Annotated in this window: 12 protein-coding genes and 1 tRNA gene; 7 read left to right on the plus strand and 6 right to left on the minus strand. The window is 67.1% G+C overall.

Translation table 11 applies throughout. From position 1 onward, the window contains the following. Positions 1–17: 17 nt before the first annotated feature. Complete coding sequence (locus AC04ME_RS07270) at positions 18–710, plus strand: DsbA family oxidoreductase (RefSeq protein ID WP_475434318.1); 693 nt, start codon at positions 18–20, stop codon at positions 708–710. Here the strand turns inward: AC04ME_RS07270 and AC04ME_RS07275 are convergent. Further along, positions 707–1,201: a glutathione peroxidase gene (locus AC04ME_RS07275; protein WP_475434321.1), complete on the minus strand. Its 495-nt coding sequence runs from the start codon at positions 1,199–1,201 to the stop codon at positions 707–709. The two genes, AC04ME_RS07270 and AC04ME_RS07275, sit on opposite strands and share 4 nt — an antisense overlap. A 59-nt stretch (positions 1,202–1,260) precedes the next feature. Here AC04ME_RS07275 and dusB point away from each other — a divergent pair, with 59 nt between their 5' ends. The 5 genes from dusB to AC04ME_RS07300 all read left to right on the plus strand — a co-directional run bounded on the left by dusB (position 1,261) and on the right by AC04ME_RS07300 (position 6,646). Then, positions 1,261–2,415 carry a tRNA dihydrouridine synthase DusB gene (dusB, locus tag AC04ME_RS07280; RefSeq protein WP_042537612.1) on the plus strand — a complete coding sequence of 385 codons (1,155 nt, stop codon included), beginning with the start codon at positions 1,261–1,263 and terminating at the stop codon, positions 2,413–2,415. Next, positions 2,405–3,799, plus strand: coding sequence for a deoxyguanosinetriphosphate triphosphohydrolase (locus tag AC04ME_RS07285; RefSeq protein WP_042537611.1), 1,395 nt, complete (start codon positions 2,405–2,407; stop codon positions 3,797–3,799). The genes dusB and AC04ME_RS07285 overlap by 11 nt, the downstream gene beginning before the upstream one ends. Continuing rightward, positions 3,799–5,664, plus strand: a complete 1,866-nt coding sequence (gene dnaG, locus AC04ME_RS07290; protein ID WP_042537609.1) for a DNA primase — start codon at positions 3,799–3,801, stop codon at positions 5,662–5,664. The genes AC04ME_RS07285 and dnaG overlap by 1 nt, the downstream gene beginning before the upstream one ends. Positions 5,665–5,700: 36 nt before the next feature. Next, positions 5,701–6,474: an ATP-binding cassette domain-containing protein gene (locus AC04ME_RS07295; RefSeq protein WP_042537607.1), complete on the plus strand. Its 774-nt coding sequence runs from the start codon at positions 5,701–5,703 to the stop codon at positions 6,472–6,474. Positions 6,475–6,570: 96 nt separating this feature from the next. Continuing rightward, a tRNA-Asn gene (locus AC04ME_RS07300) sits at positions 6,571–6,646 on the plus strand. 145 nt (positions 6,647–6,791) lie between these two features. On the opposite strand, the gene AC04ME_RS07305 is transcribed toward AC04ME_RS07300, so the two are convergent. Both AC04ME_RS07305 and def read right to left on the minus strand, forming a co-directional pair. Next, positions 6,792–7,307: a septum formation family protein gene (locus AC04ME_RS07305; protein ID WP_367819885.1), complete on the minus strand. Its 516-nt coding sequence runs from the start codon at positions 7,305–7,307 to the stop codon at positions 6,792–6,794. 118 nt (positions 7,308–7,425) lie between these two features. Then, positions 7,426–7,992 (minus strand): peptide deformylase, encoded by a 567-nt coding sequence (def, locus tag AC04ME_RS07310; RefSeq protein ID WP_455905066.1) that lies wholly within the window; start codon positions 7,990–7,992, stop codon positions 7,426–7,428. Between the two features lie 49 nt (positions 7,993–8,041). Between def and AC04ME_RS07315 the strand changes: the two genes are divergently transcribed. After that, positions 8,042–9,043 (plus strand): DMT family transporter, encoded by a 1,002-nt coding sequence (locus tag AC04ME_RS07315; protein WP_153302303.1) that lies wholly within the window; start codon positions 8,042–8,044, stop codon positions 9,041–9,043. A 23-nt stretch (positions 9,044–9,066) separates the two neighbouring features. On the opposite strand, the gene pgl is transcribed toward AC04ME_RS07315, so the two are convergent. Genes pgl through zwf form a run of 3 tightly spaced genes read right to left on the minus strand, consistent with a single transcriptional unit; the run spans position 9,067 to position 12,334 of the window. Continuing rightward, positions 9,067–9,852: a 6-phosphogluconolactonase gene (pgl, locus tag AC04ME_RS07320; RefSeq protein WP_194285928.1), complete on the minus strand. Its 786-nt coding sequence runs from the start codon at positions 9,850–9,852 to the stop codon at positions 9,067–9,069. Continuing rightward, the gene (locus AC04ME_RS07325; RefSeq protein WP_079112947.1) at positions 9,852–10,787 is read right to left on the minus strand and encodes a glucose-6-phosphate dehydrogenase assembly protein OpcA; all 936 of its coding nucleotides are present in this window, start codon (positions 10,785–10,787) and stop codon (positions 9,852–9,854) included. The genes pgl and AC04ME_RS07325 overlap by 1 nt, the downstream gene beginning before the upstream one ends. After that, positions 10,784–12,334 carry a glucose-6-phosphate dehydrogenase gene (zwf, locus tag AC04ME_RS07330; protein WP_042537594.1) on the minus strand — a complete coding sequence of 517 codons (1,551 nt, stop codon included), beginning with the start codon at positions 12,332–12,334 and terminating at the stop codon, positions 10,784–10,786. The genes AC04ME_RS07325 and zwf overlap by 4 nt, the downstream gene beginning before the upstream one ends. Positions 12,335–12,350: the final 16 nt, after the last annotated feature.

The following is a 12,350-nucleotide window of genomic DNA, read 5'->3' on the forward strand; positions in this document are numbered from 1 at the left end:
TACGGTTGGATGTCATTGTGAGTGAAGCCATCTCGATTGACATCTGGTCCGACATCGCCTGCCCCTGGTGCTACATCGGCAAGCGCAACCTCGAGAAGGGGCTCGAAGCCGTCGCCGGCGACGAAGACGCCCCACAGGTGAACATCACCTTCCACTCGTTCGAGCTCTCGCCCGACACTCCCGTCGACTTCGACGGCGATGAGATCGACTTCCTCGCAGGTCACAAGGGGATGCCGCGCGAGCAGGTCGAGCAGATGCTCTCGCACGTCACCGGCGTCGCCGAGAACGCCGGTCTCGCGTACCGCTTCGACCTGCTGCAGCACACCAACACCGTCAAGGCCCACGAGCTGCTGCACTTCGCCAAGGCGCAGGGACTGCAGCACGAGATGGAAGAGCGGCTCATGTCCGCGTACTTCACCGAGGGCAAGCACGTCGGCCGCATCGACGACCTGGTCGAGCTCGCCGTCGAGGTGGGTCTCCACCCCGATGACACCCGCGAGGCCCTCATCTCCGCCCGTCACCTTGCGGATGTCCGACAGGACCAGGCGCAGGCTCAGGCCTACGGCATCCAGGGTGTGCCGTTCTTCGTGATCGACGGGCAGTACGGCATCAGCGGCGCGCAGCCGCCTGCCGCATTCGAGAACGTACTGCGCGACCTCTGGGCCAAGCGCGGCGACGCCGAGGCCGAGCCCGAGGCCGAAGCCGTCTAGCGGGTCAGCGCGGCTTCGATCGCGCCGACGATCTCGGGGTCGTTCGGCTTCTGCTTCGGGCGGAACCGGACGACCTCGCCGTCGGGCAGAACGAGGAACTTCTCGAAGTTCCACTCGACGCGGCCGGCTTTGCCTCCGGCATCCGGAGTCTCCTTCAACGACTTGTAGAGGTCGGTGGCGTTCTTGCCGTTGACCTTCACCTTGTCGTTGATGGGGAACGTCACCCCGTAGGTGGTGGAGCAGAACTCGAGGATCTGATCGACCGAACCGGGCTCCTGACCGAAGAACTGATTGCACGGGAACCCGACGACGCTGAACCCGCGGTCGCCGTACAGACGCTGCAGTTCTTCGAGCTGCTCGTACTGCGGAGTGAGGCCGCACTTCGAGGCGACATTCACGACGAGCACCACGTCGGCACCGAGATCGTCGATCGTCTTCTCGTTGCCGTCGGCGTCGATGAAGGGGATGGAACGCACTGCGGGATCGGTCATATTCACAGCTTAGATCGGTGCGCCGATACCGGCTCCGGGTCTGGGAGAATGGAGGGGATATGACTGTCGCCACCGCATCCGCTCGCACCCTCAACATCGGCCCGATCGCTCTCGACGTGCCGGTCGTGCTCGCACCCATGGCGGGCATCACCAACACCGCGTTCCGTCGCCTCTGCCGCGAGTACGGTGCGGGGCTCTATGTGAGCGAGATGATCACGTCGCGGGCGCTGGTCGAGCGCAACGAGACGACGATGCGGCTGATCCGCCATCACGAGTCCGAGACCCCGCGGTCTATCCAGCTCTACGGCGTCGATCCGCACACCATCTCCGAGGCCGTCCGGATCATCGTCGCCGAAGACCACGCCGACCACATCGACCTGAACTTCGGATGCCCGGTGCCCAAGGTCACGCGCAAGGGCGGGGGAGCAGCCCTGCCGTGGAAGAGCTCCCTGTTCTCGCAGATCGTGACGCAGGCGGTCAAGGCAGCGGGCGACGTGCCGCTGACCATCAAGATGCGCAAGGGCATCGACCCCGACCACCTCACCTTCCTCGATGCGGGTCGCGCCGCCGAAGATGCGGGTGTCTCGGCGATCGCGCTGCACGCACGCACAGCGAGCGAGTTCTACTCCGGCTTCGCCGACTGGAACGCGATCGGCGAGCTCAAGCAGGCCGTCACGAGCGTTCCGGTGCTCGGCAACGGCGACATCTGGTCGGCCGACGACGCCGTGCGCATGATGCAGCAGACCGATTGCGACGGAGTCGTCGTCGGTCGCGGATGCCTCGGCCGGCCGTGGCTCTTCGGCGAACTCGCCGCGGCCTTCGGTGCGGAGTCGCACCCCGTCGATGCGACCCTCGGCTTCGTGGCCGATGCGTTCCGTCGTCATGCAGAGCTCCTCGTCGAGTTCTTCGAGGACGAGGATCGAGGATGCCGCGACGTCCGCAAGCACGTCGCCTGGTACTTCAAGGGCTACCCGGTGGGAGGCGACATCCGCACGGGGCTCGCGACGGCATCCAGCCTGGCTGAGATCGACGAGCTGCTCGGTCAGCTCGACCACACGGCGCCGTATCCCGGTGCGGATGCCGAGGGCCAGCGCGGTCGGTCCGGACGCCCGAAGCGACCGGCGCTGCCGGACAAGTGGCTGGAGTCGCGCGAGCTCGCGGCATCGGCATCCGAGATGATGCGAGGGGCGGAGATCGAGAACAGTGGCGGCTGATCCTCAGGCACACCCGGCGCGCGGTCGCTCGGACGGATACGACCCGCGCGATGCCGAGCGATTCTTCGCCGAGACCCATCGATCCGAACGCGACGACTTCGCCCGCGATCGCGCGCGCGTGCTGCACTCCGCGGCGCTTCGACGCCTGGCGGCCAAGACACAGGTGCTCAGCCCCGCGAGCACAGCGGATTTCGCCCGCAACCGTCTGACGCACTCGCTCGAGGTCGCTCAGGTCGGACGCGAACTGGCGACTGCGCTGGGTGTCTCGGCCGATGTCGTCGACACGGCCTGCCTCAGCCACGACCTCGGACACCCTCCGTTCGGTCACAACGGCGAGCGTGCGCTCAACGAATGGGCAGAGCCGATCGGCGGTTTCGAAGGCAACGCGCAGTCGCTTCGCATTCTGACCCGGCTCGAGGCCAAGGCGATCGACGACAACGGGCAGTCGGTCGGCCTCAACCTGACCAGGGCGAGCCTCGACGCGACCTGCAAGTACCCGTGGACCGTCGACAGTCCGGTTCCTGACCCGGGCGGGCGCCTCAAGTTCGGTGTGTACCCCGAGGACGAAGCCGTGTTCCGCTGGATGCGCGACGGCGTTCCCGGGCGTCGACGCTGCATCGAGGCCGAGATCATGGATCTGTCCGACGACATCGGCTACTCCGTGCACGACTTCGAGGATGCGATCCTCAACGGCTACGTCGACGTCTCCCAGCTCGCCGATCCGCAGGCGCACGACGCGCTGATCGATCGCATCCAGCAGTGGGTGGGCTACGACTTCACGCGCGACGAGCTCGCCGACGCGCTCTACCGGCTGGCATCGCAGCCCATGTGGCTGCAGTCCTTCGACCGGTCGCGGCGAGATCTCGCTCGACTCAAGAACCTCACGAGCGACTTCATCGGTCGCTTCGCGCGGGCAGCCGTCTCGGCCACGCGCGAGGCATATGCCGGCCCTGCGCTCGTGCGCTACAACGCGCACGTCGTCGTGCCGCGCGTCATCGAGGCCGAGATCGCCGTTCTCAAGGGCATCATGGGGCAGGCGATCGTCACCATCGAGGCCCGCAAGGGCGTCTACAAGGAACAGCGCCGTGTGCTCAAGAGACTTGCCGACGCGCTGTGGTCCACAGACACGCTCTGGTCGGCAGGCGCGGATGTGCTCGAGCCCGCCTTCTCCGCCGACTTCGTCGCCGCGACGACGGATGCCGAACGCGCACGCGTGATCGTCGATCAGATCGCGAGTCTGACGGATCAGAGCGCCATCGACTGGCACAACAGGCTGGTCGGCGAGATCGACCCCGCAGAGGTCGGCATCTGGACGCCACGACACGCGCGACCGGGTGCGCGGGAGCACACGCCGCGGCAGGCGGTCGTCGAAGGGGCCGGCTGATGCCCCGCATCCGCCAGGCCGACGTCGACGAGGTCAAGGCGCGCATCAACATCGCAGACATCGTCGGGGAGCGCGTCGCGCTCAAGTCCGCAGGCGTCGGCTCGCTCAAGGGCCTGTGCCCTTTCCACGACGAGAAGAGCCCGAGCTTCCACGTGCGGCCGCAGGTCGGCTACTACCACTGTTTCGGATGCGGAGAGTCCGGCGACGTCTACTCGTTCCTCCGCGAGATGGACCACGTCAGCTTCACCGAGGCCGTCGAGCGTCTCGCAGGCCGCATCGGATACTCACTGCACTACGAAGACGGCGGGTCGGCTCCGGAGACGAGTGGGCGCAGCCGTCTGTACGCCGCCAACACCGCTGCCGCGGAGTACTTCCGGGCGCAGCTGCTCACCGCCGACGCCGAGGCAGGACGACGTTTTCTCGGCGAGCGAGGATTCGACGCGGGTGCCGCCGCGCATTTCGGTGTCGGCTTCGCACCGCGCGGGTGGGACAAGATGCTGAAGGCTCTCACCGCGCAGGGGTTCACCCGCGACGAGCTGAGTGCCGCCGGTCTGGTGTCGACGGGGCAGCGCGGCGTCTACGACCGTTTCCGCGGTCGCCTCGTCTGGCCGATCCGCGACGTGTCCGGTCAGACCATCGGGTTCGGCGCGCGCAAGCTGTTCGACGACGATCAGGGCCCGAAGTACCTGAACACCCCCGAGACCCCGATCTACAAGAAGGCGCAGGTGCTGTACGGGCTCGACCTCGCCAAGCGCGACATCTCGCGGGGTGACCCTCGTCGGGTGGTGGTGGTCGAGGGATACACCGACGTCATGGCCTGCCACCTCGCGGGCCTCACGACCGCGATCGCGACCTGCGGCACCGCGTTCGGAACCGATCACATCAAGGTGCTGCGTCGCGTCATGGGCGACGACAACGCCTCGGGCGAGGTCGTCTTCACGTTCGACGGCGATGAGGCAGGCCAGAAGGCGGCTCTTCGGGCCTTCACCGAGGACGACCGCTTCAACGCCCAGACGTTCGTCGCGGTGGCGCCCGACGGGCTCGACCCGTGCGACCTCAGGCTGCAGCGCGGCGATGCCGCCGTGCGCTCGCTGATGGAGACGAAGCAGCCGATGTTCGAGTTCGCGATCGACAGGAAGCTCAGCGGCTTCGACCTCTCGACGGTCGAGGGTCGTGTCGGCGCTCTTCGCGCGGCAGCGCCGATCGTCGCCGAGATCCGCGATCGGCTGCTGCGCCCCGGTTATGAGCGCGTGCTGGCTCGGCGCCTGGGTATGGACCCCACCGAGGTGCGCAACGAGGTCGAGCGTGCCGCCCGAGGGGGATCGCAGTCGTCGAGACACGAGCCGACCAGGCGCGAGAGTGCGAGTGACTCCGCATCCGGTGTTCCAGGGGTGACTCCGGTCACCCTCGCGAGCCTGCCGCGCACTGCCGATGCCGCCGTGGAGCGCGACGCTCTGATGGGCGCGCTTCAGTACGGACATCAGATCGATCAGGCGCTGCTCACGCGGGCCCTCAGCGCGCCGTTCCGCACACCGGGGCTGGACGCCGTCCGCGAGGCCGTCGCGTCCGCGCCTGATCGGACTCGAGCCGGATGGGTGACGGACACCGTGAACTCGGTGCGGGAGCCCTACCGATCGCTCGCGGGCGAACTGCTGATGACCCCCTTCCCGGCGCGCAACGAAGAGGGCGCCGTCGCCTCGACGACCGACCTGGCCAAGCGACTCATCATGCGCATTCTGGAACACGAGAAGCAGGAGCTCCTCGGAGCGGTGCAGAGGGTTCCGGCGGACTCCGACGGCGGGCGTGCTCTGCGCATGCGCCTTCGTGACATCGACGTCGAGCGTCAGCGGTTCGCCGAGTCGTAACGGCGGCAGTCAGGCGCGGCAGGGCAGGATGGAGGAATGTTCTCTCGGCCCGAATCGACCAATGCGATCGACAGCTCAGATCTGGTGATCGACCGCATCGGGCACAGCGGCCCGACCCGCGCCATCGACGGGGTCAGCTTCTCACTCGCGCCGGGCGAGCTCATCTGCGTCGCAGGTCCGACCGGTTCGGGCAAGTCCACCCTGGTCGCCGCCTTGGCGGGTTCGACCGACCCGTCCGTGCGCGTCGTGGGCGGCAGTGCGCAGGTCTGTGGAGTCGACATCCGCCGCCCGGGGCGCAAGCATCGCCTGCTCACATATCGCACGGGCTTCGTGCCGCAGGGAGCCGGTGCCGACCTCCCTCCGCAGCTCACGGTCAACGAGGTCATCGCCGAGCCGATCCTGATCCGTGAGAAGCGGGTCAACACCAAAGCCCTGTCCATCCGAGTCGCGACGCTTCTCGACGAGCTGCACCTGCCTCTCGGAACAGCCTCGAAGTTCCCGTATGAGCTCAGCGCCGGAATGCGCCAGCGCGTCGCGATCGCCCGGTCGTTCGTTCTCGAGCCCCGGGTGCTCATCGCCGACGAGATCCTCGCGAACCTCGACCTCGAGGTGCGACCGGTGGTCTTCGACGCTATCACCCGCCGCCGCAAAGAGCAGGGGATGGGTGCGCTGCTGGTCACGAACGACGCCGATTTCATCCGCGAGCTCAACGCCGAGACCCTGATGCTGCGCGGTGGTCATGTGGTTGCCCGCGGCGTCGGCAAGGATCTGCTGTGGGCTCCCAATGCCGAGGCGGATTCCGGGCACTGACGGGGTCGCCGGCGACACGCCCGACCTGCGGCCGGTGTCACGAGCAGGGTCCGGAGTTTGCTAGGATTGACGAGTTGCCCGCGCAGCGGAGCACATTCCTCGGTAGCTCAATTGGCAGAGCAGCCGGCTGTTAACCGGCAGGTTCTTGGTTCGAGTCCAAGCCGGGGAGCCAATGAAAAGCCCCTCTTCGGAGGGGCTTTTCCCTTTGTGTGGCATGTCCTCGGTCGCCTCCATCGAGCGGGGTGGAATGCCGCCTCGATGAACGCGAACGAGGCCCCGTCGACTGACGGGGCCTCGTTGTGCGAATCCGAGTCAGATCAACGTGCAGCGCCCTTGAGCGAGCCGGTGGTCTGTCCAGCGGGGTCGGAGATGACACACTGCACGACGCGGTCGTTCAGTTCGTCCCAGGTCTGCTGGGTCGGCGTGATCGGGTAGACCTCGAGCACGGAGTCGTTGAACGCGATGCCGACGAAGCTCGTGTAGGCGTCGCCGATGCACTCCTGCGAAGCGGCGTCGATGTTCTCCTCCGAGTACTCGCCGTCGTCCATCGTGATCTCGTAGTAGACCTCTTCGTCGTGCGGCTGGTCGCACGGCACGACGTCGGCGTCCTCGATCAGGCCGGTGTCGCTGGCCATCTTGCAGTCACCGAGCTTCAGCGAGAAGATGTCGATGTTCGCACTCTCGGTGACCTGGCCGGATTCCTCGTCGCGGTCTGCGTCGCCGGAGCCTCCGCCCAGAATTCCGTTGAGCGCGCTACAGCCGGTCAGTGCGACCGACAGCGCTACGGCAGAACCTGCCAGCGCCAGTGCGCGTCGCGTGCGCATCTTCATCATTTCGTCCCCTCCAGAGCCTTCGTGAGCGGGCATATCGATATCCCGCCTCAAGCACGCTATCCGGCTCCGAGTCTGTGATGCAACTCCGAGAACGCTTTGACTGGGCTGAAAGGTTAGGTCAGCCTTCCAGATCGTCGATGCCGGGGACCCAGCTGGCGCCGGGCTTGCCCCATCCGCGCTTCTTGGCGATCTTCTGCACGGTCTTCCAATCGCCGTCCGAGAGGCGGTCGATGTAGAGGATGCCGTCCAGGTGGTCGAACTCGTGCTGCATGATGCGCGCACGCCAGCCATCGACGGAAATCTCGACAGGCGAGCCGTCGAGATCGGTTCCTATGACGCGCACCCGTTCGGAGCGACGCAGCGGGAATCGCTCGCCGGGGAACGAGAGACATCCTTCCGATTCGAGCTCGTCGTCAGGCTCGCCGGGCTCCAGCGGCACCATCCAGAGTTCGGGGTTGATGATGACTCCGCGCCACGGCTGGTCGTCGTCGTCGACGTACGCATAGGTGTAGATGCGCAGGGGCACGCCGACCTGGGGCGCGGCCAGACCGACGCCGGGAGCGGTGTCCATCGTCTCGAACATGTCGGCGACGAGCGTTCGGATGTCGTCGGTGATGTCCTCGACGACGGATGCGGGGGAGTGCAGGACGGGATCGCCCATGATGCGAATAGGAAGAACAGCCACGCCATAACCCTACTCGGCGCACATCGCCGGGTAGGGTCGAAGCGTGAGCATCTCCGTATGGACGACTGGGGCGGAAGACGTCACCGACCAGTTGGTAGGCGCGTTCCAGAACCCGGGACTGCTCCTCGGCATCCCCCTCGCACTCGCGGGTGCGGTCTTCATGTCGCTCGGTGCGCAGTATCAGCATCGCGGCGTGGAGAAGATGGAGCGACTGAGCGGCGCGGACGGCGCATCCGGCCTTTCGATGGCCCAGGTCCGCGGGTTGCTGACGCGGCCGTCGTGGCTCGTAGGGACGCTGATGCTCGGCTTGGCCATCGTGTGCCAACTCGCAGCTCTCACTGTAGCGCCCCTGATCGTCGTTCAGCCGCTCGGTGCGATCGCTCTCGTCATGACGACGCTGCTCAACGCCCGCATCTCAGGGCACTCACCGACCAAGCAGTCGATCACCGCGATCGTCTGCTGTGTAGGTGGAATCTTCCTCTTCGTCTTCTTCGCGGCGATCTTCGCCACCGAGAAGGAAGTCACCGACACCGAGCTGTTCACGATCCTGGCGATCCTGTTGGTCGTGATCATCATCCTCGGCGCATGCTGGCTCGTCCTTCGTCACCGCATGCGCGCGCTCTTCTACATCGTCGGTGCGGGCATCCTCTACGGATTCGTGGCTACGCTCGCGAAGGTCGTCATCAAGCGCGTCCAGGCGGGCAACTTCGACTGGATCACCATCGTGTGCGTGATCGCTCTGATCGCCGCTGCGGCTGTCGGAGCCTACTTCGTGCAGACCGCCTACAGCTCGGGCCCGCCGGATCTCGTCATCGCCGGCCTCACTGTCGTCGACCCTCTGATCGCCGTGCTCATCGGCATGGTCGTCCTCGGTGAGGCGGCCGCCGCGCCGCCGTGGGTTCTCGTGATCTTCGCGATCGCGGGAGCAATCGCCGTGTGGGGCGTCGTCGGACTGGCTCGCTATCACCCTCAGGTGCTCAGCGACAGCCAGGACCTCGGTATCACTCGCGGAAGCGACGACAGCACGGGCAGTGGGTCGAAAGACGCCTGAGATCGTTCGCTGGCCGGTCAGGCTCAGTAGGCGGGATCGATGAGGTCGGGTGAGACCTCTGAGGCTGCTGCCTCGTCGACGAAGAACACCGTGCGCTTGCGACCCTTGGCGCCGGCTGCCGGGACGTTCGTGTAGCTCGCACCGGCGAGGGCGAGGCCGAGCGCCGACGCCTTGTCTGCGCCCGTGAGAACGAGCCAGACACGCTTCGAGGCGTTCAGCACCGGTCGCGTCAGTGTGACTCGCTCAGGCGGCGGCTTGGGGGAGTCACGCACCGGCAGAGCGGCGGCATCGGTCACCGTGACCTCGGTGCGATCGGGGAAGAGCGAGGCGATGTGGCCGTCAGGCCCCACGCCGAGGAAGCAGACGGCGAACGATGGCCACGGGTGGTCCTCGGTGCCGTAGCGTGCGAGCTCCGCGGCATAGGCGGCGGCAGCCTCGTCGAGGGTCAGACCCTCGCCCGCGGCTGCGACCTCGTGAACGTTCTCCGCAGGAACCGGGATGTGGTCGAGGAGAGCCTCCCGCGACTGCACGGCGTTGCGGTCGGCGTCGTCGCGAGCGACGAAGCGCTCATCGCCCCACCAGAAGTGCACCAGCGACCAGTCGATCTGAGCCGACCGAGCGTCGTCGCGCGTCGCGCGCAGGACCGCGCCGCCCATCGAACCGCCCGTGAGGGCGATATGAGCGATGCGGCCGTTGCGCGTGCGGGCACGAAGGCGCGTCAGGAATCGGTCGGCCACGCTCGCGGCGAGTGCCGCCGGCGTCGGTTCGACCACGACCCGCTTCTCAGCGGATGCTGTCTGCGTCGACATCATTCTCCTGTCTCGGGCGGACCCAGCTTCTCCCAGCCCTCGGTGATCACTCGACCGTACAGGACGTCAGGGTCGAGGCGACGCAGCTCCTCGGCGAGGCACTCGCGCAGCGTGCGGCGAGGGAGGTGCAGATCGTGGTCGGGCTGATCAGGCTGCGTCAGCACCGCCACGCCGGGCGTCGGGCGCTCGAGCAGGATGTCTCCGGACGAGCGGTGCAGCCGCACCGACTTGATGCCCTCCTGCCAGTGCTCCGGGTCTTCGTACGACCACTTGACCGGCACGTCGAGGGCCATCTGCAGCCATGCTGCCAGCAGCGCGGTCGACGGCGAGGCGGATCCGCCACGCACCTCGACTGCGGTCACCTCTTGGAACGGTGGCTGATCGAGCACGGCTGCGAGCTGCTCGCGCCAGTGCGTCAGACGCGTCCAGGCGAGGTCGGTGTCTCCCGGAGCATGCGTCTCGCCGAGCTGCGCGAGGCGTTCGCGCACGTCGGGTGCCGTCGCGGCATCCGTGATGCGTCGCTGCGCGATCTTGCCGAGCGGCGACGCGGCGGGCGACGTCGGCGCCTCTTCGGGCCACCAGGCGACGACAGGGGCGTCGGGCAGGAGCAGTCCCGTGACGAGGCTCTCCTCGTTGCTCGCAGCGTCGCCGTAGGCGTGGAGGACGACCACCTCGGATGCTCCGGCGTCGCCGCCGACGCGGATCTGCGCATCGAGTCGCGATTCGCCGTCGCCCGTGGTGAGCACGATGACGCGCATGGGGTGCTCGCGCGAGGCGTCGTTGGCCGCGTCGATCGCGGCTTCAGCCACGCCGTTGCGGGCCGAGATGATCAGCGTGAGCACACGGCCGAGCGCGACGGCGCCGCCTTCTTCGCGCACCTTGACGAGCTGCTTGGCGACCTGGCTGACGGTCGTGTCGGGAAGGTCGATGATCATGGGCGTCTCCAGACTCGTCCGTCACGGGCAAGGAGGTCGTCGGCGGATGCCGGACCCCATGAACCGGGTGCGTACTGGTCGACCGGGCCGCCCTCGGCTGCCCAGTACTCCTCCACGGGGTCGAGGATCTTCCAGGAGAGCTCGACCTCCTCGTGACGCGGGAACAGCGGCGGATCGCCCAGGAGGACGTCGAGGATCAGCCGTTCATATGCCTCGGGGCTCGCCTCGGTGAACGCGTGGCCGTAGCCGAAGTCCATCGTGACGTCGCGCACGTTGGTTCCGTTGCCCGGCACCTTCGAGCCGAAGCGGATCGTGACGCCCTCATCGGGCTGCACGCGGATCACGAGCGCGTTCTGGCCGAGCTCCGACGTGTTGGAGCGGCCGAACAGATGCTCCGGAGCCTTCTTGAACACGACGGCGACCTCGGTGACACGTCGACCGAGACGCTTGCCCGTCCGGAGGTAGAACGGGACACCGGACCAGCGACGGGTGTCGATCTCGAGCTTGATCGCGGCATATGTCTCGGTGGCGGATTCCGGGTTCATCCCGTCCTCGTCGAGGAAGCCCGTGACCTGCTCGCCACCCTGCCAGCCGCCCGCGTACTGACCGCGGGCCGTGGCGAGTGCGAGGTCCTCGGGAACGTGCACCGCCGCGAGCACCTTCTCCTTCTCGGCACGCAGGTGCTCGGCGGACAGACTGATCGGCTCTTCCATCGCGGTGAGCGCCAGCAGCTGCAGCAGGTGGTTCTGGATGACGTCGCGCGCCGCGCCGACTCCGTCGTAGTAGCCCGCACGGCCGCCGACACCGATGTCCTCGGCCATCGTGATCTGCACGTGGTCGACGTAGTTGCGGTTCCAGATCGGCTCGTAGAGCTCGTTCGCGAAGCGCAGCGCCAGGATGTTCTGGACCGTCTCCTTGCCGAGGTAGTGGTCGATGCGGAAGATCGAGTCGGCCGAGAACGCCACTTCGAGGGCGGCGTTGAGCTCGCGCGCCGACTCGAGGTCGTGGCCGAACGGCTTCTCGATCACCACACGGCGCCAGCGCTCGTCGTCATCGTCGTTCGCCCCGACGAGGCCCGAGTCCTTGAGCTGCTTCGCGACGAGAGGGAAGTCCTTCGGCGGGATCGACAGGTAGAACGCGTGGTTGCCCATCGTGCCGCGTTCGACGTCGAGCTGGTCGACGGTCTCACGGAGCTTGCGGAACGACTCGGGGTTGTCGAACTCGCCCGAGACGAACCGGATGCCCTGGAGCAGCTGCGCCCACGTCTCCTCGCGGAACGGCGTGCGCGCGTGCTGCTTCACGGCGTCGTAGACGACCTGGGCGAAGTCCTGGTCCTCCCAGTCGCGTCGGGCGAAGCCGACGAGAGCGAACCCGGGTGGCAGGAGCCCGCGGTTGGCGAGGTCGTAGACGGCGGGCATGAGCTTCTTGCGTGACAGATCTCCGGTCACACCGAAGATCACGAGAGCGCTGGGCCCTGCGATCCGGTTGAGACGGCGATCATCGGGGTCACGCAGCGGGTTGTGCCCGCGCGAGATGGGAACAGACATCAGTGGGGGATTCTCC

Source organism: Microbacterium sp. LjRoot205, assembly GCF_056175745.1.